Source organism: Vibrio algarum (assembly GCF_028204155.1).
Classification (GTDB): domain Bacteria; phylum Pseudomonadota; class Gammaproteobacteria; order Enterobacterales; family Vibrionaceae; genus Vibrio; species Vibrio algarum.
In genome coordinates this window covers 1,175,837-1,197,252 of record NZ_JAQLOI010000003.1, presented here as the reverse complement: position 1 = coordinate 1,197,252, position 21,416 = coordinate 1,175,837, and the positions used below count along the sequence as shown (strand labels likewise).

Annotated in this window: 23 protein-coding genes and 1 pseudogene; 12 read left to right on the top strand and 12 right to left on the bottom strand. The window is 40.8% G+C overall.

The window, feature by feature from the left end:
- The first annotated feature begins 67 nt into the window (after positions 1 to 67).
- Genes PGX00_RS20815 through PGX00_RS20805 form a run of 3 tightly spaced genes read left to right on the top strand, consistent with a single transcriptional unit; the run spans position 68 to position 2,951 of the window.
- Positions 68 to 979 (top strand): carbohydrate ABC transporter permease, encoded by a 912-nt coding sequence (locus tag PGX00_RS20815; protein ID WP_407702401.1) that lies wholly within the window; start codon positions 68 to 70, stop codon positions 977 to 979.
- Positions 976 to 1,833 carry a carbohydrate ABC transporter permease gene (locus PGX00_RS20810; protein ID WP_272140171.1) on the top strand — a complete coding sequence of 286 codons (858 nt, stop codon included), beginning with the start codon at positions 976 to 978 and terminating at the stop codon, positions 1,831 to 1,833. Before PGX00_RS20815 ends, PGX00_RS20810 begins: the two co-directional genes overlap by 4 nt.
- Positions 1,834 to 1,838: 5 nt before the next feature.
- Positions 1,839 to 2,951: an ABC transporter ATP-binding protein gene (locus PGX00_RS20805; protein WP_272140169.1), complete on the top strand. Its 1,113-nt coding sequence runs from the start codon at positions 1,839 to 1,841 to the stop codon at positions 2,949 to 2,951.
- A gap of 323 nt (positions 2,952 to 3,274) precedes the next feature.
- Here PGX00_RS20805 and PGX00_RS20800 read toward each other — a convergent pair whose 3' ends face one another.
- Positions 3,275 to 4,144 carry an AraC family transcriptional regulator gene (locus tag PGX00_RS20800; RefSeq protein ID WP_272140950.1) on the bottom strand — a complete coding sequence of 290 codons (870 nt, stop codon included), beginning with the start codon at positions 4,142 to 4,144 and terminating at the stop codon, positions 3,275 to 3,277.
- A 112-nt stretch (positions 4,145 to 4,256) separates the two neighbouring features.
- Here PGX00_RS20800 and PGX00_RS20795 point away from each other — a divergent pair, with 112 nt between their 5' ends.
- On the top strand, positions 4,257 to 5,414 hold the full coding sequence (locus tag PGX00_RS20795) for an aminotransferase-like domain-containing protein (RefSeq protein WP_272140167.1): 1,158 nt from the start codon (positions 4,257 to 4,259) through the stop codon (positions 5,412 to 5,414).
- A gap of 21 nt (positions 5,415 to 5,435) precedes the next feature.
- Here the strand turns inward: PGX00_RS20795 and PGX00_RS20790 are convergent, their stop codons facing one another.
- A complete protein-coding gene (locus PGX00_RS20790; RefSeq protein ID WP_272140165.1) occupies positions 5,436 to 6,665 on the bottom strand; it encodes an MFS transporter in 1,230 nt (409 codons plus the stop codon).
- Positions 6,666 to 6,898: 233 nt separating this feature from the next.
- Here PGX00_RS20790 and norR point away from each other — a divergent pair, with 233 nt between their 5' ends.
- The 3 genes from norR to PGX00_RS20775 all read left to right on the top strand — a co-directional run bounded on the left by norR (position 6,899) and on the right by PGX00_RS20775 (position 9,654).
- Complete coding sequence (norR, locus tag PGX00_RS20785; protein WP_272140163.1) at positions 6,899 to 8,449, top strand: nitric oxide reductase transcriptional regulator NorR; 1,551 nt, start codon at positions 6,899 to 6,901, stop codon at positions 8,447 to 8,449.
- A 94-nt stretch (positions 8,450 to 8,543) separates the two neighbouring features.
- Positions 8,544 to 9,203: a cupin domain-containing protein gene (locus PGX00_RS20780; protein ID WP_272140161.1), complete on the top strand. Its 660-nt coding sequence runs from the start codon at positions 8,544 to 8,546 to the stop codon at positions 9,201 to 9,203.
- A gap of 34 nt (positions 9,204 to 9,237) precedes the next feature.
- The gene (locus tag PGX00_RS20775; protein ID WP_272140159.1) at positions 9,238 to 9,654 is read left to right on the top strand and encodes a VOC family protein; all 417 of its coding nucleotides are present in this window, start codon (positions 9,238 to 9,240) and stop codon (positions 9,652 to 9,654) included.
- 141 nt (positions 9,655 to 9,795) lie between these two features.
- Here PGX00_RS20775 and PGX00_RS20770 read toward each other — a convergent pair whose 3' ends face one another.
- Together PGX00_RS20770 and PGX00_RS20765 are read right to left on the bottom strand one after the other, a co-directional pair.
- Positions 9,796 to 10,470, bottom strand: coding sequence for a hypothetical protein (locus tag PGX00_RS20770; RefSeq protein ID WP_272140157.1), 675 nt, complete (start codon positions 10,468 to 10,470; stop codon positions 9,796 to 9,798).
- A gap of 57 nt (positions 10,471 to 10,527) precedes the next feature.
- Entirely contained in the window at positions 10,528 to 11,073 is a 546-nt protein-coding gene (locus tag PGX00_RS20765; RefSeq protein WP_272140155.1) for a hypothetical protein, read from the bottom strand.
- A gap of 311 nt (positions 11,074 to 11,384) precedes the next feature.
- Between PGX00_RS20765 and PGX00_RS20760 the strand changes: the two genes are divergently transcribed.
- The 3 genes from PGX00_RS20760 (at position 11,385) to PGX00_RS20750 (ending at position 13,635) form a co-directional block, all read left to right on the top strand.
- Positions 11,385 to 12,311, top strand: a complete 927-nt coding sequence (locus PGX00_RS20760) for a LysR family transcriptional regulator (protein ID WP_272140153.1) — start codon at positions 11,385 to 11,387, stop codon at positions 12,309 to 12,311.
- Positions 12,312 to 12,478: 167 nt separating this feature from the next.
- A complete protein-coding gene (locus PGX00_RS20755) occupies positions 12,479 to 13,030 on the top strand; it encodes a porin family protein (protein WP_272140151.1) in 552 nt (183 codons plus the stop codon).
- An 80-nt stretch (positions 13,031 to 13,110) separates the two neighbouring features.
- Positions 13,111 to 13,635, top strand: a complete 525-nt coding sequence (locus PGX00_RS20750) for a hypothetical protein (protein WP_272140149.1) — start codon at positions 13,111 to 13,113, stop codon at positions 13,633 to 13,635.
- A 159-nt stretch (positions 13,636 to 13,794) separates the two neighbouring features.
- Here PGX00_RS20750 and PGX00_RS20745 read toward each other — a convergent pair.
- From PGX00_RS20745 to PGX00_RS20735, 3 genes and pseudogenes are all read right to left on the bottom strand, one after another.
- Positions 13,795 to 15,473 (bottom strand): annotated as a pseudogene (locus tag PGX00_RS20745) (RluA family pseudouridine synthase).
- A 241-nt stretch (positions 15,474 to 15,714) separates the two neighbouring features.
- A complete protein-coding gene (locus PGX00_RS20740; RefSeq protein ID WP_272140147.1) occupies positions 15,715 to 16,089 on the bottom strand; it encodes a carboxymuconolactone decarboxylase family protein in 375 nt (124 codons plus the stop codon).
- A gap of 57 nt (positions 16,090 to 16,146) precedes the next feature.
- Positions 16,147 to 16,497: a MerR family transcriptional regulator gene (locus PGX00_RS20735; protein ID WP_272140145.1), complete on the bottom strand. Its 351-nt coding sequence runs from the start codon at positions 16,495 to 16,497 to the stop codon at positions 16,147 to 16,149.
- Between the two features lie 165 nt (positions 16,498 to 16,662).
- Here PGX00_RS20735 and PGX00_RS20730 point away from each other — a divergent pair, with 165 nt between their 5' ends.
- Complete coding sequence (locus PGX00_RS20730; protein WP_272140143.1) at positions 16,663 to 17,334, top strand: endonuclease III domain-containing protein; 672 nt, start codon at positions 16,663 to 16,665, stop codon at positions 17,332 to 17,334.
- Positions 17,335 to 17,357: 23 nt separating this feature from the next.
- On the opposite strand, the gene PGX00_RS20725 is transcribed toward PGX00_RS20730, so the two are convergent.
- The 5 genes from PGX00_RS20725 to kdgR form a co-directional block, all read right to left on the bottom strand.
- Entirely contained in the window at positions 17,358 to 18,014 is a 657-nt protein-coding gene (locus PGX00_RS20725) for a Qnr family pentapeptide repeat protein (protein ID WP_272140141.1), read from the bottom strand.
- A gap of 184 nt (positions 18,015 to 18,198) precedes the next feature.
- Positions 18,199 to 18,564, bottom strand: a complete 366-nt coding sequence (locus tag PGX00_RS20720) for a MazG nucleotide pyrophosphohydrolase domain-containing protein (RefSeq protein WP_272140139.1) — start codon at positions 18,562 to 18,564, stop codon at positions 18,199 to 18,201.
- A gap of 34 nt (positions 18,565 to 18,598) precedes the next feature.
- Positions 18,599 to 19,048 (bottom strand): GNAT family N-acetyltransferase, encoded by a 450-nt coding sequence (locus tag PGX00_RS20715; protein ID WP_272140137.1) that lies wholly within the window; start codon positions 19,046 to 19,048, stop codon positions 18,599 to 18,601.
- A 14-nt stretch (positions 19,049 to 19,062) separates the two neighbouring features.
- On the bottom strand, positions 19,063 to 19,440 hold the full coding sequence (locus PGX00_RS20710; protein ID WP_272140134.1) for a nuclear transport factor 2 family protein: 378 nt from the start codon (positions 19,438 to 19,440) through the stop codon (positions 19,063 to 19,065).
- A 165-nt stretch (positions 19,441 to 19,605) separates the two neighbouring features.
- The gene (kdgR, locus tag PGX00_RS20705; protein ID WP_272140132.1) at positions 19,606 to 20,388 is read right to left on the bottom strand and encodes a DNA-binding transcriptional regulator KdgR; all 783 of its coding nucleotides are present in this window, start codon (positions 20,386 to 20,388) and stop codon (positions 19,606 to 19,608) included.
- 260 nt (positions 20,389 to 20,648) lie between these two features.
- On the opposite strand from kdgR, the gene kduD reads away from it, so the two are divergent.
- Complete coding sequence (gene kduD / locus PGX00_RS20700) at positions 20,649 to 21,410, top strand: 2-dehydro-3-deoxy-D-gluconate 5-dehydrogenase KduD (RefSeq protein WP_272140130.1); 762 nt, start codon at positions 20,649 to 20,651, stop codon at positions 21,408 to 21,410.
- Positions 21,411 to 21,416 lie beyond the last annotated feature (6 nt).

Sequence of the window (21,416 nt, the reverse complement as noted above, 5' to 3'; positions counted from 1 at the left end):
TTTCATACTCAAATTGTTTATAAAATTATGTAATTTGAACCAGTAAGGATTAGCTATGGAGCGTGTTTTGAATTCGCCTAACACACCACCTGTGCCTAAACGAAGTTTTGGTGACAGACTACAAAATTGGCTTCCTAAAATAGTACTAGCCCCTAGCGTATTAGTTGTTGTGGTATGCATATACGGGTACATATTTTGGACAGCCTTCCTTTCGATGACCAACTCTCGATTTTTACCGAGTTACAAATTTGTCGGCCTTTCTCAATATGAGAAATTGTTAGACAATGACCGTTGGACAACGTCAATTATGAACCTTGGAATATTCGGTGTGATGTTTATCCTCATCGCCATCCTCCTTGGAGTCGCCTTAGCCATTTTTCTAGATCAAAACATTCGACAAGAAGGCGCAATCAGAACCATCTACCTTTACCCAATGGCGCTATCTTTTATCGTTACAGGTACAGCTTGGAAATGGATCCTTAACCCTGGATTAGGCATTGAAAAACTCGTACACGATTGGGGGTACACTGACTTTACCTTTGACTGGATCGTTGATTCAGAAATGGTGGTCTATACGCTTGTTATAGCGGCGGTTTGGCAATCATCTGGCTTTGTGATGGCGATGTTCTTAGCCGGTTTGAGAGGTATCGATAGTTCTATTATAAAAGCCGCACAAATAGATGGTGCGAGCTTACCGACTATCTACTTCAAGATAATCATGCCCTGCTTAAGGCCCGTTTTTTTCAGCGCCGTTATCATTACTTCGCATATTGCGATTAAGAGCTTTGACCTCGTTACCGCATTAACAGCCGGTGGCCCAGGTTACTCGTCTGATCTACCAGCTCTCTTTATGTATGCACACTCGTTCACACGTGGTCAGATCGGTTTAGGTGCTGCCAGTGCCATGATGATGCTGGGTGGGATTTTAGCGATATTGGTTCCTTATCTCTATTCAGAACTTAGGGAGAAGAAATCATGAGTACAAAATTCAATTTCGGTAGAGTATTTATCTACACCGTACTTATCTTTTTTTGTATCGTCTATTTGATGCCACTGTTTGTTATGGTAACAACATCTCTTAAAACACTACCCGATATTAAGGCCGGTAATTTACTTTCACTTCCAACTGAATGGGTATTTGATGCATGGACAAAAGCTTGGAGCACCGCTTGTACTGGTGTGAAATGTGAAGGTGTTCAAGGCTATTTCTGGAATTCATTTCAGATGGTCATTCCTGCTGTAGCACTGTCAACTCTATTAGGTGCATTTAACGGCTACATTATCAGTAAATGGCAGTTCAGAGGTTCTAATTTCTTTTTTAGTGCCATGTTATTTGGTTGCTTTATCCCGTTTCAGGTGGTTTTACTGCCAATGGCAACCACACTGGGTAAACTTGGTTTAGCCAATACAACTACTGGCCTTGTCATCGTTCATGTCATCTACGGTTTAGCGTTTACCACGTTGTTCTTCAGAAACTTCTACGTCGGTATTCCTGATGAACTTGTTAAAGCGGCAAAGCTAGACGGTGCTGGTTTCTTCACCATCTTCTTTAAAATCATGCTTCCGCTTTCAACTCCAATCATCATGGTAACCGTTATCTGGCAATTCACCTCTATTTGGAATGATTTCTTATTTGGAGTCGTGTATTCCGGCTCAGATACGCAGCCAATTACTGTTGCACTTAACAACTTAGTCAACACCAGTACCGGGATTAAGGAATATAACGTCGATATGGCGGGTGCTATTATCGCGGCCTTGCCAACTTTAGTAGTGTACGTATTAGCTGGTAAATATTTCGTTCGTGGTTTAACCGCCGGATCAGTAAAAGGATAATAATAATGGCAACACTAGATTTAAAACAGATCCGTAAGACATACAGAAACGCGGAAGTAGAAACCTTAAAAGGTATCGATATTAGTATCGAATCCGGCGAATTCCTTATTCTAGTAGGTCCGTCTGGATGTGGTAAATCCACTTTGATGAATACTATAGCAGGCCTAGAAGATATTAATTCTGGCGAGATACTCATTGATGGCGTTGACGTTTCTAACGTTGAGCCTAAAGATAGGGATATCGCCATGGTATTCCAATCTTATGCCCTTTACCCCAACATGACGGTAAAAGGCAATATCGCATTTGGTTTGAAGATCAGAAAAATGCCGCAAGACGAAATTGATGCCGAAGTAAAACGCGTCGCTGAAATGCTGCAAATGGACCAATTATTGGATCGCAAACCTTCACAACTCTCAGGTGGACAAAGACAACGTGTCGCCATGGGACGCGCTTTGGCTCGTAGACCAAAACTCTATTTGTTTGACGAACCTCTTTCGAACCTTGATGCAAAATTAAGAGTAGAAATGCGACACCAGATAAAACGCTTACATCAGCAACTGAATACGACCATTGTTTATGTAACTCATGATCAAATCGAAGCAATGACGCTCGCTGATAGAATCGCGGTAATGAAAGACGGAGAACTTCAGCAACTTGGAACTCCGAAAGAGATCTATAATAAACCGAACAATATGTTCGTTGCCGGGTTTATGGGATCTCCTTCAATGAACTTTATTACCACCGTGGTTGACCTAGATGATGACCAAAATCCAATCATCAAAGTCATTGGCAGCGCAAACAGCGAACATCATATTAAGCTACCTCAGTCAATGAGAGATCAGGACGGGCACAAGGTTGTCATTGGCCTGCGTCCTGAGCATATTACGGATACTGATAGTGAAGATACAAGCGCTTCAACCCGTTTGGGATTGCAAATAGAGGTATTAGAACCAACAGGGCCAGACACCATTGCAATGGTTAAAGTAAATGACCAAGAAGTCGCATGTCGCCTTTCTCCTGAGTTTGAAGGTAATATTGGTGAGATAGCCTCACTCAACTTTGACCTTTCGAAGGCAGTCTACTTTGATGGTGAAACACAACAAAGGATCGATTTCTAGATTGTATAAAACGGTACAGAAAGTATGGTGGTTTCTGTTCTAACAGGATTCACTATACTATTCTTACCAATTACTCAGGTTAGACACCAGTCCTAGCTATATTCTGGCTATGGCAACTTTCCAACCATTAAAAACGTGGCATGTGGGGATGAGCACACCCAGATAGCACTAAAAAACAACCAATCGCGAATAATAGAGCAACTAAACGACGACTTTTCATATACTTCTCCAAATATCACTTCTGCCAAAAAAGATGAATTCACTCGCGTACTGTGATGGGTAAATGTGAGGCAATTATGAATTAGCGACTCATAGACGTGTTTCTAATAAAAACTAATTGGTAGATAAAAATCCAATTCAAACTTTTCATCCGCCGACAAAAAATGGTTTTTAATATAGTTTACATAAGCTGGTGTAGAACCCAGTTTAAATCCTGAATCTGGTAGCCACTGCTCCAACACATAACTAATTTGTGGAAGCAATTCGCCATATATACCATTTAATCTAAACACCGCATGTAAACCACCGGGGATAGTGAGTTGATTAACAATACCTCGGTAATTAAGCGGTTTATCGATCTCGACACAAGCAACATAGCGACACTTTTCTAACGCCACCAAAGCGGGGTTAGAATGATGTAATCCATATTGGATAGAAAAGTCTCTGCCCTCCGATTCCGCCCAAGCCTTTAAAATTAGCCAGGACCGCTTTATAGATCGGTTGTAGCCTTGATGACGCACATAAGCAGCAAGCTTTGTGGGGACTTCAATAATATTCGGTTCTGGTATCCCTTTTTTCGAGACTCTAGCGTAACCAGCCGCAATTTCCGGATCCGCGAGATAAGGCTTATCAGCACCATGATAGTCATGTTTTCGCCACTCACCGGGAGAGAGTTTAAAAACAGATTTAAATGCACGGCTAAATGACGAAACAGAGTTAAAACCACACTTATTACCGATAATGAGTACCGAAGATTCAGAATCGAACATGAGTAAGTTAGCAGCGTACTCCATACGTGTACGTCGAATATACTGGTGAATAGATTCACCTACGACCTGTTTAAACAAGCGATGAAAGTGCTGCTCTGAATAGGCCGCCACATCTGCTAATTCCTTCGCAGGTAAATTTCTAGATATATCCTGATGAATGTAAAACAGCACATCATTGATTCTTGAAAGGTGTTGAGTATTCATAATGGAAAATAGCATAAATGGACATACTGATAAGCATAAACGGACAAGATATAAATAACAACTCCCTGTATGCTCTTGTTCTACACTTTGTAAACACCAGACAGGTAATAAAATGGAAATCGCTCAATCACTTCAACAAATTCAATCCTCCTACATTCGAGAAATATTAAGTGCTGCGAGCGACAAGAACGTGATTTCCTTAGCTGGTGGATTACCGGATGCAAAAACCTTCCCAATTGAACTCATGAAGCCAACGCTAGAGTCGCTTGCTGATATGCCAGAGGTTTTTCAATACGGAAGTACCGCAGGTTATGGACCACTGTTAACACATCTAACGAAGCGATTCCAACTGCCTGATAACCATTCCGTTATGGTTTGTACTGGTTCACAACAAGGATTAGATCTCATCGCGAGAGCTTATGTAAACCCGGGTGATACAGTTGTTATGGAAGCACCGAGCTACTTGGGCGCAATGCAAGTCTTTGGTTTAGTACAAGCGAACATGGTTACCGTTTCACAAACAGAGTTAGGCCCAGATTTAAAACAATTAGAACAGTGTTTTAAAGAGCAGTCGCCAAAAATGTTTTATGCCGTTCCCGATTTTCACAACCCTACTGGCGTATGTTGGGCTATAGAAACACGTAAAAAAGTGGCTCAGCTATGTATCGACTATGGTGTCGCGTTAATTGAAGATGCTCCGTATCGTGAATTACGATTCAGTGGTGAGGCTATTGATCTCGTCTCAGACTTCTGTCCAGATAACTCTATTGTATTACGCTCTTTCTCTAAAATTGCGTCTCCGGGACTTCGTTTAGGTGCGGTGTCTGGTAAATTAAGTTATTTAGAACCCATGATCAAAGTGAAACAAGGGGCCGACTTGCATTCAAGCGTACCTATGCAAGCGCTGTTATTAGGCTTACTTGAAAACGATAATTTTGACCAACACATCGATAATATCCGAGCACTCTACAAACAAAGATACCAAAAGCTATATTCTGAACTAGAGAGCAAGTTACCGAAAAACTGCGAACTAAAATCAGTCGATGGTGGCATGTTTGTCTGGTTAACTTTGCCAACCTGCGACACATTTGACCTAGCTAAGGTATTGCTGTCAAAAGGGGTTGCCGTTGTACCTAGCCCAGTATTTTATCCAAATGCAGACTCGGCCGAAGCGGCATTAAGACTAAATTTTACTAACTCAACATTAGAAGAATTAGAAAAAGCCGTTGATTGCTTAGCGGCAGAACTAAAAGAATTTCTAGGCAAGTAGTACTCAATTAAGGAGTGGCGGTTAAGACAACACCATCGCTCCTTTGTCTCTTTTCTCTTTTTTGTCTCTTTTCTCTTTTTTGCCTCTTCTTTGCATCAACCACCACATTAATATGGCCGCGCTCATCATCACTCCCGCTATAATTGTAAAGCCGTAAGACGTCATCTGATTGGCTGTTAACCACGCAATAAGCAAATAACTCAAACTCTGGGAAAGCGTTGAAAACAGTTTAAAACCACCATCTACCCTTCCCCGTTCAGAAACAGCAACGACACGGTGCAACTTGTTGATTCTGGAAATACGATTAAATGCATTAAAAAAGCCAATCACCACCGTTAAAATTACCATCATCATAGGCGAAAGGAATATACCAATGGCGAGCAGCAACAGCGACAACACAAAGATCGAGAACAGCATTGATTTATCCGCATCGAAACGGATAAGAAGCTTGGCAACAACTAGGCCACAAATCAGTGCCCCTACTCCATAGCTCATCTTCCATGTAGCAAACCAACCACCATCAATCCCTTGTTCTGAGAAATAGATAGGGACCAATTTAACCAAAAAAGTTAATACTGGATAAGAAAGACACGATAGGGCAATAAACGCATACAAAGCAGGATCACGGCTGAAAATATTTTTACTTTCAAAAAGTTGTGACAAAAACGAATCTTTAATTTCCTCGGTAATTTGACGTCGATAAGGGGTAATTAGATAACTTACCGCCGCGAACGACGAGGCCAGAGTGGCTAAAAACGCAAATTCAACCATTGACCATACTTCTAGCACGACAATGCCCAACGATCCCGCCCCCAATACACTGGTCTGCATAACAATTTCATCGTAACTGGAGATTTTTGAGTATTCGCTTGGTTCAAAATTCTCGTGTACAAATGCGTTATTGGTACTCCATGCCATATCACCACTCAACCAAAATACGAGTTGAGCCAGAGCTAGCATCCAAACAGATTCTAAACCATACCAATAGGCAATAAACACACATAACGCCGTAGTTGCTTGTACCATCTGCATGGCAACCAACACCGCTTTTCGAGAATAGCGGTCAATCAGTGTCGCAACAAACAGCGTCGAAAAAAACGACGCCCCTGTGCACACCAACGCAAGTATTGCGACAAACGTTCCCATATTGGGCTGATTCAACATGACCCAAGGCAGTGCCATCATGAACATACCAGAAGAAATCCCATCAAATAATCGTCCAGATAAGTAAGGTAGTACCCGTTTTTTCATCACTCTTTCCTTAGTTTGTCACTTCCATTTCAATACATATATTGCATCTTAATAGTTAAAGTTAACTTTAAGTAAAGTGTTTTTTCGCCACGGAATACCTATTGTCTATTGATAGCCGTTTGTTTATCTCAACGAACAAATAGTATGCATATATTGTTATAATGACAGTTATTTACTTTTGTCTTAATAACACTACACTTGTCAAATAAACAGGAATCGTAGCGAGTAACTCGGTGAGTAAGCTAAATAAAGAATGGATAAAAATAGCGTTAGATCTAACGTCAGTCATTTCCGATCAAGATAGGTTTGATCGGCTACTCTCTTCCATTAGAGAAGTATTAAAATGCGATGCTTCTGCTTTACTCTATTTTCAAGACCAACAATTTATCCCTTTGGCGATCAATGGCCTATACGACGATGTACTAGGCAGAAGGTTCGACATACAGCAACACCCAAGGTTAGAAGCGATTGCTCGAGCGGGTGATGTGGTTCGTTTTCCACCAGACAGTGACCTACCCGACCCGTATGACGGACTCATCCCAGAACACGAACATGACCTTAGAGTACATTCATGTATCGGCTTACCACTTCTCATCAATGACCGTTTGATTGGTGCAGTGACCATAGATGCTTTCGACCCAAAACAATTTGACTCATTTCGAAATCAAGATTTACGAGTGATCAGTGCACTGGCGGCAACAAGCCTAAACACCGCACTTTTAATGGAGCAGTTAGAAAACCAAGTGGGGATTGAAGCATCACCTGCCGCTAGCCGCAATAAAAGTATTGTACCGAGTGAGATAATCGGTAATTCAGAGGTCATGCAAGAACTAAAATCGCACATCTCTGCCGTCGCAAATACGGACCTCTCGGTTCTTATTATGGGTGAGACCGGTGTTGGTAAAGAGCTTGTTGCTGCCGCTCTTCATGAAAATTCAGACAGGGTTAAACAAAACTTAGTCTATTTGAATTGTGCCGCACTACCCGAATCGGTTGCTGAAAGTGAGCTATTCGGACACGTGAAAGGGGCCTTTACCGGCGCGATCAGTAATCGAAAAGGTAAATTTGAACTTGCCGATAACGGTACGCTGTTTCTTGATGAAATTGGCGAGCTATCACTCGCTCTACAGGCCAAACTGCTTAGAGCACTTCAATATGGAGACATACAACGCGTCGGCGATGACAGAAACATCAAGGTCAATGCACGTATTGTTGCCGCAACCAATCGCGTGATGCATGAAGAAGTAAAAGCCGGTCGGTTCCGTTCGGACCTTTATCATCGCTTAAGTGTGTTCCCTATCTTTGTACCCCCTTTGCGTGAACGTGCAAAAGATATCACGCTTTTGTCTGGCTTCTTTGCCGAACGTTGTCAGCACAAATTAGGGGTTAAAAATATAAAAATTGATCCACAAACACACTTAATACTTAAAAACCACAGTTGGCAAGGTAACGTCAGAGAACTAGAACACGCCATAAATCGCGCTGCGGTTTTAGCTCGATCAGAGTCACGGTCGGATGTAATTGTATTGCTACCAAAACACTTCAGCCTTGAAGAGCAAGATAACCCAGTAATAGAGCCCAGTATAAATAGACCAATGTCGGCACCATCGAATAACGTTACCTTCACCCCTACCGATTTAAAGAGTGCCACGGATGAATTTCAATTTAATTTGATTAATCAAGCCTACATAGAGTCTGGTAACAATTGGGCGGCAGCGGCTAGATTATTAAAGGTGGACGCTGGTAATCTGCATAGGTTGATGAAACGACTTAAGATGAAATAGCTTTTGATGTTGATTCCATTTATATCTGTATCTTGCCTTTACAGGTGATCGACTAAACTTAGCAAATGTGTGCAACTCAAAAGGAATCAAACCAATGCTAAATATGGACTTTACTCAGAGACTCGTCATTAAATCTGAACAAATGGATTGGTTGGCCAGTCCGGCAATCGGTGTGTGGCGGAAGCCTTTTGAACGGCAGGAACAAGAAGCCGGGCATACCACGAGTATTGTAAGATATGAGGCTGACTCCAAATTTAAGACCCACCCACACCCAATGGGCGAAGAAATTTTTGTATTGGAAGGGACTTTTTCTGATGAAACCGGTGACTTCCCAGCAGGAACTTATCTGAGAAACCCACCGAACAGTACTCATGCACCTTTTAGCAATAATGGTTGCGTTATTTTTGTGAAGCTTAATCAGTTTGACGAGCAAGACACTAAGCAGACCCGTATTAATACCAATGAACAAGATTGGCTAGCGGGAATGGGCGGCCTACAAGTTATGCCTTTGCATGAGTTTAAACATGAGCATGTGGCACTGGTTAAATGGCCACAAGGAGAACAATTTCAACCCCATCGTCATTTTGGTGGAGAGGAGATCTTGGTACTATCGGGAACCTTCAAAGACGAGTATGGTGAATATCCAAAGGGGACATGGATTCGAAGCCCTCATATGAGCAACCATAGCCCTTATGTTGAAGAAGAAACCGTCATTTTAGTAAAAACTGGCCACCTTCCCATCGAAGAAGCATGATGACAACCAATAAGACATCATTTAAGGACAAGAAATGAAGCAAAATATAGTACATATTGCATTAGTGATAAAAGACTACGATGAGGCAATAGATTTCTATGTCAATAAGCTCCAATTTGAGCTTATTGAAGATACTTATCAAGCTGAACAAGACAAACGTTGGGTAGTGGTTGCGCCACCAAATTCACATGGTGTGACGTTATTATTAGCGAAAGCTTCAAAAACTGAACAACATGATTTCATAGGCAATCAAACTGGTGGTCGCGTGTTTCTCTTCTTAAACACCGATGACTTCTGGCGTGACTATGAGCGAATGAAGTCTATCGGTATTCACTTTGTTCGGGACCCTAAACAGCAGGATTACGGTACGGTTGCAGTTTTTGAAGACCTGTATGGCAACCTTTGGGATCTTCTTCAATTGAATCCAGAACACCCGATGGCGAAAAGATAAGCATCCTAACGCTTGAGGTTTATAATTTCATTTCCTTGTAAGGTTCTATGGCATCAAATAAAGAGATCAAAAAAACCTAAGTAGAAATATAAGTTAACAGCAACGTAATTCACTGAAACTCATAAACCATGGCAGTGTATTTTAGAATGACACTCGCCCACCGACCGTCCAGCTATAGTCTGTATCGTTCATTCCATAGTAAGTATCATTAGGGCTGAAAATCGATACTTTCGCATATGGATAAACGTGCCACACAGGACGCATTGTACCTATCGATAACTCCCATTCACTTGCTTGACCTTGGTTAAAATCAACCATGTCGGATTTGTCTTCAGCATAATGATATTCGAATCGACTAGTTATATAAGCGTGCTGAAAGTATTTGGCTGCTGAAAAATAGGTCGAGTATTTGTTCGCATCATCAGCAGTAATCCAGGTAAAACCATTGCGTACAAATTCGCTCGTCACCCCAAACTTGGCAGAATAACCATCAAAAAATCGGGCTGCAGAGAGCTCTACAAAGTGCGTGTTGGTTTTAACACCGTCAATGCCCGCTAGCTCGTCCAGCAGCCAGTCGTCCTTCAGACCATATTCATAATAAGAGGCTAACTTCCAGTTCCGATTAATAAACTTATGGTAGCCAACGCCAATCCCGACCCAATTGTCGCTGTCACCACCAATATACAAATAAGTATTGTCCGTTACTGCAGCAGTAACTCCGATCTCTACGACATCCTTTTCAATTGATAAATCCATTCCAGCAAACGCTGAAGTGCAGAGCATCAATGCGCTGCAAGTAATTGAAATGGTTTTCATGTTTTAACCTAGAGGCAAGAGGAAAGCTCCTAGCAAAACGCTAGGAGCGATAGAGGATTAGTTTAAGCGAGTGCGAATAGAGTTACGGATAGTATTACGGTCAATAGAGCGTTCGGTATTTTCCATCATTGGTCTTAGTCCACCTTGAACGGTATCGCGACCAATGACTATCGACTCTCCATTAACAAAGAGGCGAAAATCACCGTCATATTTTCCTTGGCGAATGACGTCCACAAGGTATTCATTGCCATCTTTGTCTTCAACGGTCATTGCCTGATTAACCCAATTAACATCTGTGATAGTGAAGATATTGCCACTTGCATCAGTGATGGTGCTGCCTGATACGGTGTAACTTGCCTCTGGGCCATTATCAACTTCTGACATTTCTGGTCCGCCCCATACTGGTGGTAATCTGTCAGGGATCGACGGTGGTGCAAGACCAAAATCTGGGTCAGTAAGCCCCCAATCAGGTGTATTCCCCATGTCTAAATCTAAACCCCACTCGGGAGAATTATCAATATCTGGAATTGACGGATTTACTGGGTTAGCGTTGCTTGAATCACCAGAAGAAGAACAACCAGCCAATGCAAAAGCCGAAGACATTATTATCACCAAAAAAGATTTGTTCATTGTGTATTACCTAAAGTTTTATCAAAGTTCACTGGCCTCTATCGTGAGTCAGTGGCGAAATTCTAGCCCTCTCCTTCGGCGTAATGACGTAGACTTCGTTAGTACAGTTAAAACTAAATACCAATAAACAAAATCAGAATCTTCACTGTCTGCAAGTCCATGCAAACTTGTTGTTGGTGGGCATTATGAGAATGTTACGTGAAGAGATCTAATGACTATTACTTCTCGAACTAATAAGCTATGCTTATTAGCTAATGTTACTCTTCAAATGAAGGAAGCCAAGCATGGCCAAAGACTTATTTTTTAGCATGGACCTAAATTTGTTAAGGACGTTCCTGGTCTTATCTCAAGAGCTTAATACGCGAAAAGCGGCTGAACGCCTTTTTGTTTCACAACCGGCCATCAGTCAGGCTCTACAAAAACTCAGAAACCAACTCGACGACCCATTATTTGTTAAAGCACCAAGTGGCTTGAAAGCCACCCAATTTGCAGAAGAGCTTGCTAGGGACATTACCCCCTACTTAAACGGATTATCTACTGTATTAAACAAAGGACGTGAATTTGACCCGTTATCCTTTCAATCATCAGTGAAAATAGCTGTCGCCCCCGTGGTATTAAGCTGCCTTTCTGGTTCACTTTATCGTCATTTTTCTAAAGTAGCACCACATTGCACCCTCGAGTTAGTGGCATGGAAAAGCAGTTCTATGAATCATATACAAAATGACGAACTCACTATAGGTGTGAGTTTAAAACAAGCTCCTGTCCAAAGTGTTCACGTCGATTTATTAGCAGAACTAGAAGGTAAAATTATCGTTCGTAGTGGACATCCATTAACAAATGAAACAGTTACAGCTCAAGAACTAGAACCTTACCCTATTGCCTCCGTGATAACTCCTGGTTATAACGATAATTTTACGGAAGCAGCGGTGCTGATGGAGAAAGAAGGATTAATTCCAACCATCGGCTTTCGCACTGAATTTGTGATGGCAGTAGTCGATGTTATTGAGCATACTGACTTTTTCATGCCACACTCCGACTTATTTCCTATCCAACGTTACCCTTCGCTAAAAGCTATCACACCATTGGTAAATGGTGTGCCCTACAGAAATAGCATATACGCTTATTACCATACAAAACACAAAAACACTGCACTCATGTTGTGGTTAGTTGAACAAATTCAGCAAGTCATTAAACAGGAAACCAAGCATTAAGAAAATCTCAAAAAAGCAAACATGGTTATATCGCTTAGCCAATAAGTATTAATTATTGCACTCAAAAGAAAATCTAATTGGATTGAATTAAGGTCATTACTTAAGATGCTTTCATTCACAAGGACAATGAATTAAATGGAGGTTCTAATCTATACTTTGAGATCAATATGAAAACTCTATTCACAACGTTAATTTCCTGTTCACTTCTTGCTGCGCCAACATTTGCTAACAACTTTGACAGCCAGCATCGTGTGGGGCTCGGTTTTAGCAAAACAAAAATTAATGAATATTTTACCGATTCTACTGTTGATTGGGGTAAAGGAATTAAGCTTGAGTATGGATACGAATTTAATCGACTTGTAGGGCTCAATGTTGCGTACACTAAAAACAAAGATTCAGAAAGCAATTACGGAGTGTCCAGTGATATCGATGGTTTTAACATCAAAATTGATGCCGATATTGGTTATAAATTTTATTTAGAGAATTTAAACATTAAGCCATACGGCCTAATTGGCTTAGCTCACCATAACGAAGAAAATTCACTGTCCTGGGATGGGGGTAAGCTTAACGAAACCTACAAAGATACGAGCATTGTAATTGGGCTTGGAGCTCGTGCTGAATTTGGTGCGCACATCTACACCGACATGCGTGTAGATTACGCTATATACGATGATGCAGATTACGACACGTTTTCATGGACTATCGGTTACCGATTCTAAAACCCCCAAATAACAACTTTAATGCCCTCTATTAAGAAAAAGGGCATTACGTTCGTATTGATTTATCTTTGGACATCTTAATGAAAATAAAATATCTCGTTGTAGGCTTATCATCTATGTTGGCCGTTTCGTCGCTAAACGTCGCAGCTCAAACCATCCATTTTTCACCAGAAATAAAAACAGGCCCTTATGTAGGATCCGGCTTGTCAGGTTATGGGTTTCAACTGGGAGTTAAAGATATCTTCGGTCTTGAATCATTATACCTTTCATATTCCGATACAAACGCTGAATTCATCAATATTGATCAAGACCAAATAACGACCTACCGAGTCGGTGGGCAATTTCAAATAATAGAGTATCCTCAAATGTCTCTCCAAGTTGAGGCTGGTTACGCCACTTATGAAGGAGAAAGGGACTATATTTTTTATGGCAAACGGTCACTTAAACAAGAAGGAGTGAGCACTTCGGTATCTTGGGCTATAGGGTTTAATAAGTATGTTGCCTTCAGAGCAGGTATAGATATCAGTTACCTTGATAAATCGTCGACATTTCTTAGCAGTTCATTCGTACCAACTTTTTCGACTGGTATCATTCTTACCTTTTAGCCAGTTTATCTCTCCATTTTTTGTATCATTACACAATCTAACGTCAGCAATGTCATCCATGGTTTTCAAAGTCAGCACTCTCTAAAACAGTGCTGACTCATCATTTAAGAGACTAGAAAATATTTACTTAAAAAGCACACAAGAAAATAAGGTGAGTATTTAGAATTCACTGTCGACTTGAAATACCATTCGCTCACTACTGTATGGGTGATCGATTTCTAAACGTTCTGCGTGCAAGAGCAAACGGTCGGCTTTCTCACCGTATAACGCGTCACCCACTATCGGTATGTTTAGACCTAAGTGATGCGCACTATGAACCCGAAGTTGATGGGTGCGACCGGTTTTTGGGTACATGTACACTTTGCTGCGGCCGTCTTTTACTTCGATCAGTTGCCAGTGAGTTTCTGCATGTTTGCCATGATCGCCACACACTAGTTGACGTGGTCTATCATCAGGGTCTCCGCGCATAGGCAAAGAAATATCCCCTTCTGTTTGAGTAAGTGCACCTTCCAATAAAGCGACATAGCGTTTTTGTACACCGCGTGTAATAAACTGTTTTTGTAGGCTTTTGTTTGCTCGTTTGGTCAATGCAAACACCAACAAACCGGATGTCACCATATCTAAACGGTGAATCACAAACGGACCTTCGACATCTGGGAATAAAGTTTGCAGACGCGTATAAGCGGAATCTTTAATGGTTTTTCCGGGCACTGATAATAAGCCTGACGGCTTATTAATAACTACCATGGCTTCATCTTGGAATACAATTTTTAGTTCTTTGTCTGCGGCCCAATTTTTTTCTAAAGGATTGGACTCCACATTCAAACCTTGCAACATGTGCCCCAAAATAGGCTGACATTTGTTATTGCACGATGGGTAGAATTTCTTGTGTTGGCGTACTTCTGATTTTGGCGGCAGCCCCCACCAAAACTCAGCAAATGCAAGAGGCTTAAAGCCATGTTTATAAGCGTAGTGTAACAGTTTCGGTGCTGCACATTCGCCCGCGCCCGCTGGCGGGACAGGGTTGCTTGTCGTGGCAAAGATATCAACCAAATCGCGCAGCTCGCCACGATTATTGAGAAAACGATATTGTCTATGCAGTTTATGTTGCAAAGCGTTAGATAGCGCTTTATGGTGATCTTTAAGTCCTGCCAGATGCGCCTGAAGTTTTACCAAGCGTTGCTCTTTAGTGGCTAATTTTTCATCCCATTGACGTTTTAAGTGCTTAAGTCTGTTTTTCTCTGCCACGCTTTGTTGACTTAAATCATCCATTAGCGTTTTTAGTAAACGTGAGTCAAGCGTCTGTTCACCCTTTTTGCGTTGCTGTTTTCGTGTTGCGCGACTTACAATCATCACCTGCCGATAGGCTTGTTCTTCTTTTTGGTAAGCGGTGCGGTCGGCTTCTATTCCTGCATTAAGCGCTGCTAATTCTGGGTTTTCAGAAAACGCTTTATAAGCTGCGTGGGCTTTATTGATCGCCTCGTTTTCACTTAAAAAAAGCCTTCTTCCTTTAACATATCGAAAACAGGTGGAACAAAACCGGGTAATAGGTTTTGGTCAGCAAGTTTGCCAGAAAACGCACTCAAAAACCCGATTTCTCCTTGCGGTGTTTGCACGAGCAGTACACCGAACATTTTTCCACGACCGCTGTCTTCATTTTCAAAACCAAAGTCATGTTCAAAATCTGTCTGTGTTTCTAGGTGCTGTTGCAGTTGCTCGGCTGCCAATATGCATAAAGGATGCGGTATATAGTAGAACGGAAACGTAAATTGTTCTGGTAAATCATAGCCTTCAATAGCAATGTTGAATCGAGTAAAGCAATGTTGAGGCAAGTGCATATTAAAGGCCGCATGATAGAAGAAATTTGAGCATGGATTGTACCTTTTTTTAGAGAATGCTATTGGAGGCTCGTACTTGCCAGCCTCCATCGCGTCACGAGCTTTAATTTACTTAATCTGGGTGCGCCTTATAAACCGTCTTGACCATAAATACACTGATGGTATGCGGTCTAACTTTCAAGGAAGCGAACCTATTTGAGATTCGCACCTATTTCTAACACCCTAACCCAAGTTAACTAATTCAGAGTTTCTCTGCCAATACCTCTTTAAATGCGAACATTCCGTTTAGCGCCGCAGGAAAACCCGCATAGACAGCCATCTGAATGATCACCTCTTTTAACTCTTCTTCGCTACAGCCAACATTGAGTGCCGCGTGTAAGTGCACCTTTAGTTGAGGCTGACAGTTACCCAGTGCTGTTAATGCAGCAACAGTGGCGATTTCACGTGACTTTATATCCAAACCTTCTCGCGCATAAACGTCACCAAAAGGAAACTCGATTGTTAAACGGGCTAAATCTGGAGAGATATCTTGAAGGCTATCTATCACTTTTTGTCCGGCTTCACCGTCTATTTCGGCCAACTTATCTAGGCCCAATTCATATCTTGAATTACTCATAACTTATTCCTTTTCATTGATACTAAGCTTAGGATACAAGTTAGAGTTCACTCTAAGTCAAGTGTGTTTTTTGTAGAATTCGATTTTACTGTCTAATGCAGAAAGGTGTTTCATTTGAGATTTTAACTTATTCTTAAGTGCCTTACGATGAACCTCAAGCATCCTCTGCCTAGCGAGTATCGTTTCTTCACCCTGCTCTCTCAGTTCACTGTAATGCAATATCTGCTCTAATGGCATTCCTGTCTCTTTAAGCCGGATAATAAACTCTACCCATTTAACCTCTTTAGTCGAAAATACTCGATGCCCGCTATCATTACGCTGGACACCTTTTAGCAAGCCAATTTTTTCATAGTATCTTAGTGTGTATGGCGTTAAGCCAGTCAACTCAGCAAAGGTTCTCATGTTCATTTAAATTATCCAATTAGGCGTTTTACTTTGGGCTGTTATTAAGGCCCAATCAGCATACTACAAAATTAAGTTGATCAAACCTTAACGAGGCCCTTGAATTAGTCTTCAGCAAATTGCACGATGACTTGAATTGAAAATAAAAAAAGTAAATTAAGAAAAATACTCATGAACAAGAAAAACCCGCACAACACTTCAAACAATCATTTAATTAACGCCGTTTTTTACAAACTAAGCGAATATTATGGTGACTTCGACTGGTGGCACAAAGACAAGCCGTATGAAGTAATGCTTGGTGCCATTCTTGTTCAGAATACCAATTGGAATAACGCAGAAAAAGCCCTAAAAAACCTCGGAAATGCATTAGACCCTCGATGTATTTCTGAAATGAAAGAAGAAGAACTTGCGCGGATAATAAAGCCAAGTGGGTACTACAATCAGAAAGCGAAAAAGGTAAAAGCATTGACAGCGTGGTTTGAAAAATACCACTTTGATATCAATAAGGTTCGACGCCGGGATAAACCAACATTACGCGCAGAACTTCTAGAAATAAAAGGTGTAGGCAATGAAACCGCCGATGCTATTTTGGTGTACGCTATTCGTAAAGCTTCATTTGTCATTGACGCTTATACGCGACGCATTTTTTCTCGAAATGGGCTTTCTGTTCCTAAAAACTACGATCAGTTTAGAAGAATGATAGAAATCGCAATTCCAGAAGATAACGACCTTTACGCCTATTATCACGGCCTGATGGTGGATCATGCACAACAGTTTTGTACTAAAACCCCCAAATGCAATGGATGCCCACTCGAAGAGACCTGCTTAGGCCTCACCGAGTAGATCAATATTAATTTCAAATTCCATTAGCCCGGTAAGACTATTACACCAAGTTTTTCAAGTAACTGCTGTTGCTGCCAATCGCAAATTTTTACACCAGTAAGGTTTACTTTTCGCGGATCTAAACCATCCAATTCTGAATGACTTAAATTACACCCCTCCATTTGAAACTGTCCCCAACAATCTTCGGAAAAAGTCCCTCGGCTAAGGTCCGACTCTTTAAAAGACGCGCCTTGTAAATTCGTCCCTATCCAACGATTTTCAAAAAGATCACACTTCTCTATATTTTGACGTTCAAAATTAGCGTAAGACAAATTGCAGCCAGTAATGTATGCCGAACAAAAAAACATTTTGTGGTTTACTTGATTTAAAAAGCTGGCCCTAAAAAAGTTAGCGCCTTTAAGGTCGCAGTTTCTAAATTCAATACCAAAGCAGTTGGCACCACTGAAATTGGACATAGACAACTGGCAATCTTTGAAAGAGGCTTCACGCAAATCGCAATAACCGAATTGGCAACCTTCTATTTCACCTTGTTCGATAAAGGTGCAGTTTACAAATACGCTATCTCGTAATTTTGCATGACTAAAATCGCAACGAATGAACGTACAGCGGTCAAAATTAGCCTCGCTCAGTTCCTGTCGAGAAAAATCTACCTGTTCAAACACTTCATTATTTCTGTTCATAATTATCCTTGCCTTAATTAGGGCAAAGATTAACACTCAAAAATAAAAATAAACACAAAAACAAATGACAATAAATCAACAACTTAAAACCGACCAAATTAGCCATTTACAGCCACTCAGCGGCACCTTGCTGCGTCCAATCGAAATTATAGATAACACACCTATGAAAAAATAATTATGCCTCTCATTTTGACGCCTGCTCTTCCGCTAACATGACATTTTGTATCTCTTTAATCTCTTGCCACTGTTTACCACTTTCAATACCAGAGACCCGTTGGTCATATTTACGACACGCCCGTTTCAGCACGGATTCAACACTGACCCCTTTCTCTTCTTCTAAGGCAATTAAGGTGTTTACGTAATCCCACAGCAAATCGCCAAGCTCATCTTCAAGATAGCAAATTCTGCCTTTAGGCAATTCTTCTAGTACCTCATCTACTTCGTTTTTAATTTCATTGATATAGGTTTCCGCACCATTTGACCAATTGCTAGTTTTATCAAACCTAGCTTTACGCTGTGCAATACTAAGCAGTGTTTCGAACGCTTCCATTAAATCTCTCTTTTGGGGAATTAGGTGCCAATTTCTAATTTAAGTATTTTTGCCAATGCATCAGACCTTTTAGTACCACTTCATGATCTTCAAAGCCACATGAAGCATACAGTTTTTTTGCTACATCATTGTTATCGTCTACTTCTAAAGTGATTTTAACCACATCCTGCTTACGGCCATATTTTTCAATGGCATTCAGCAGTACTTTCCCCAGCTTTTTTCCTTGAAAATCTTTTGCAATCATAAAGTCATGGATATTAAGTACTGGTTGAGAGCGATAGGTAGAAAAAGAGTCAAAACAGACAGCAAAACCTGCAGGTTGGTTATCAATGTAAAGAATAAACCCTGTAAAGTAGGCAAGAGTTGAAAGCTTATCTACAATATCTGGCGCAACTTGATCACTATATTCAACAAACAGGCGTTCAAGATCCTGCTTATGAAGTCGATTATCGCTATTAAACAAAACTACTTTCGCATTTTTCATTCCATCTTCCACTCTCAAATGAGATGTTTAACCCATTGCGAACGCCATTTGGGCGCTTCGTAGTCATCAGGCCAAAATTCTACTTGCTTACAGATTAGACCACTTTGCACGGTAGAGAACGTAATCGCGCGAGCTTTAATGTCACCATCAGTAATAGAAACATCCGTTACGACTTCTTCGCCTTCACATACAATAGAATTTATTACAAACGACCAACGTCCTTTGGCAGGATAAGCCGTATTAACCGCTGCAAAATTTTCGCGGCCCATAATCACTTCGGATGATTGTGGCCAATGCCCTTGAAAATCTTCTGTTAACCATTTGCTCGCGGCAACAAAATCGTTACTTTGCATCGCTTCCCAAAAAGCTAACACCACTTGTTTTGAGTTCATGACTCATCCTTGATAATAGATCGACCATAATTGCCCATTATTCTACTACTCGTAGTAAATAATTAGGGATAAACCAATTCAATGAGAGAAAAAAGAATGATATTGAATAAAGGTAACGCTTCGACGCTATCGAAGCATTACTTTCTGATGATATGACGAAAAAAGTTAAATTGGGTAATCATGGAATCCAAGTTGCTCTGATATGTTTCTACCCGCTTCTTGCAAAAGGTTTACATAAAACGACTTACGTTTGTTATCAAAACGCATCGTTGGAAAAGAGATAGAAACCCCGTAGACAATATTACCGAAGCGATCATAGATTGGCGCTGCTACGCAATATAAACCAGGTTCTTGCTCTTCGTTATCTTCCGCGTAATGTTGCTGTTTGACCGTTTCTAGCTCAGCCAATAGTTGCTCCACATTTTCTAACGTTTTATCTGTGCTCTTTTTAAATTCGACATCATGCAATGCATCACGTACAAACTCTTCCGTATGGCCAGATAGTAATACCTTACCAATCGCAGTTGTATAAAGAGGATTGCGACGACCGACTCTAGAATGCATACGCAAACTGTAACTGGAATCAATCTTATGGATGTAGATTATAGAGCCTTCATCTAAGGCACCAAGGTGTATCGTTTCGTTGGTTTGCTCAGAGATATACCTCATTTGCTTTTCAGCTAACGCGATAATATCGACATATTCTAACGACTTCGCACCTAGCTCGAACATTTTAAGCGTGAGAGAATATTTATCCGCTTCACCTTCCTGGGAAACATACCCTTGAGACTTCATGGTTTGCAAAAAACGATACGTGGTTGCTTTAGAGGTCATCAAACGTTGTGAAAGTTCTGAAACGCCAATTTCTTTTTGCTGCCCTAACGCCTCAAGTATGCTGAAAACTTTTAAAACCGAAGAGACAGCTTCCGGTTGTGTCGATTTTGCCATTAATCAAACCTTCTTTTTTATTGTGTTTTCATTATACCGAGCCCATCTAAATGTACCACAATTTTCAAAATAGCTTTTTAAAAAATATGAACACATCACATTTGTATGATGAAACCACGATCTGAGTCATTTTTTTGAAACGTCATTTCATTTTTAATTTGCATTTGCATATATTTTATTGGTAAGCTTTCTACATCAAAGGAAATATTCTTCTGACACTAACATAAATAAGATGCACATACGGCATCGAGGAAAATCTCATGATTCTTGATTCATTTAATTTGAAAGGCAAAGTAGCAATAGTAACTGGATGTGACACAGGTTTAGGCCAAGGCATGGCATTGGGTCTTGCTCAAGCTGGGTGCAAAATTGTAGGTGTTAACTATATTGAACCATCAGATACCATTGAAAAGATGGAGTCGGCTGGTCACACATTTCTCGATGTTCGCGCCAATCTTCTAAAACAAGAAGACATTCCCGCTATTATTGACCAAGCTTTAACTGAATTTGGTCAAATAGATATTCTGGTTAACAACGCTGGAATTATTCGTAGAGAAGACGCTATTGAATTCTCCGAACAAAACTGGGATGACGTGATGAACATCAACTCAAAAACTGTCTTCTTTATGTCTCAGGCTGTGGCTAAACAGTTTATTTCTCAAGGCAATGGCGGAAAAATTATTAATATCGCGTCTATGCTTTCTTATCAAGGTGGGATCCGTGTTCCTTCTTATACGGCTTCAAAAAGTGCTGTTATGGGCATCACTCGTGCGATGGCTAACGAGTGGGCAAGCAACAATATCAATGTTAATGCAATTGCTCCTGGCTACATGGCAACCAACAATACTGAAGCATTACGCGCAGACAAAGAACGAAACAACGCTATTTTAGAGCGAATTCCAGCCGATCGTTGGGGAACGCCTGAAGATGTTGCTGGCCCATGCGTATTCTTAGCGTCAAGTGCCGCTGATTATATTAATGGCTATACCATTGCTGTTGACGGCGGTTGGTTAGCTCGTTAAGGAGAA

Excerpts from the sequence above, each read along its gene's own strand:
- PGX00_RS20810 (WP_272140171.1), top strand. The coding sequence starts at position 976 with ATGAGTACAAAATTCAATTTCGGTAGAGTATTTATCTACACCGTACTT.
- PGX00_RS20805 (WP_272140169.1), top strand. The coding sequence starts at position 1,839 with ATGGCAACACTAGATTTAAAACAGATCCGTAAGACATACAGAAACGCG.
- PGX00_RS20800 (WP_272140950.1), bottom strand. The coding sequence starts at position 4,144 with ATGAATACTCAACACCTTTCAAGAATCAATGATGTGCTGTTTTACATT.
- PGX00_RS20795 (WP_272140167.1), top strand. The coding sequence starts at position 4,257 with ATGGAAATCGCTCAATCACTTCAACAAATTCAATCCTCCTACATTCGA.
- PGX00_RS20790 (WP_272140165.1), bottom strand. The coding sequence starts at position 6,665 with ATGAAAAAACGGGTACTACCTTACTTATCTGGACGATTATTTGATGGG.
- PGX00_RS20780 (WP_272140161.1), top strand. The coding sequence starts at position 8,544 with ATGCTAAATATGGACTTTACTCAGAGACTCGTCATTAAATCTGAACAA.
- PGX00_RS20775 (WP_272140159.1), top strand. The coding sequence starts at position 9,238 with ATGAAGCAAAATATAGTACATATTGCATTAGTGATAAAAGACTACGAT.
- PGX00_RS20770 (WP_272140157.1), bottom strand. The coding sequence starts at position 10,470 with ATGAAAACCATTTCAATTACTTGCAGCGCATTGATGCTCTGCACTTCA.
- PGX00_RS20765 (WP_272140155.1), bottom strand. The coding sequence starts at position 11,073 with ATGTCTTCGGCTTTTGCATTGGCTGGTTGTTCTTCTTCTGGTGATTCA.
- PGX00_RS20760 (WP_272140153.1), top strand. The coding sequence starts at position 11,385 with ATGGCCAAAGACTTATTTTTTAGCATGGACCTAAATTTGTTAAGGACG.
- PGX00_RS20755 (WP_272140151.1), top strand. The coding sequence starts at position 12,479 with ATGAAAACTCTATTCACAACGTTAATTTCCTGTTCACTTCTTGCTGCG.
- PGX00_RS20750 (WP_272140149.1), top strand. The coding sequence starts at position 13,111 with ATGAAAATAAAATATCTCGTTGTAGGCTTATCATCTATGTTGGCCGTT.
- PGX00_RS20740 (WP_272140147.1), bottom strand. The coding sequence starts at position 16,089 with ATGAGTAATTCAAGATATGAATTGGGCCTAGATAAGTTGGCCGAAATA.
- PGX00_RS20735 (WP_272140145.1), bottom strand. The coding sequence starts at position 16,497 with ATGAACATGAGAACCTTTGCTGAGTTGACTGGCTTAACGCCATACACA.
- PGX00_RS20730 (WP_272140143.1), top strand. The coding sequence starts at position 16,663 with ATGAACAAGAAAAACCCGCACAACACTTCAAACAATCATTTAATTAAC.
- PGX00_RS20725 (WP_272140141.1), bottom strand. The coding sequence starts at position 18,014 with ATGAACAGAAATAATGAAGTGTTTGAACAGGTAGATTTTTCTCGACAG.
- PGX00_RS20720 (WP_272140139.1), bottom strand. The coding sequence starts at position 18,564 with ATGGAAGCGTTCGAAACACTGCTTAGTATTGCACAGCGTAAAGCTAGG.
- PGX00_RS20715 (WP_272140137.1), bottom strand. The coding sequence starts at position 19,048 with ATGAAAAATGCGAAAGTAGTTTTGTTTAATAGCGATAATCGACTTCAT.
- PGX00_RS20710 (WP_272140134.1), bottom strand. The coding sequence starts at position 19,440 with ATGAACTCAAAACAAGTGGTGTTAGCTTTTTGGGAAGCGATGCAAAGT.
- kdgR (WP_272140132.1), bottom strand. The coding sequence starts at position 20,388 with ATGGCAAAATCGACACAACCGGAAGCTGTCTCTTCGGTTTTAAAAGTT.
- kduD (WP_272140130.1), top strand. The coding sequence starts at position 20,649 with ATGATTCTTGATTCATTTAATTTGAAAGGCAAAGTAGCAATAGTAACT.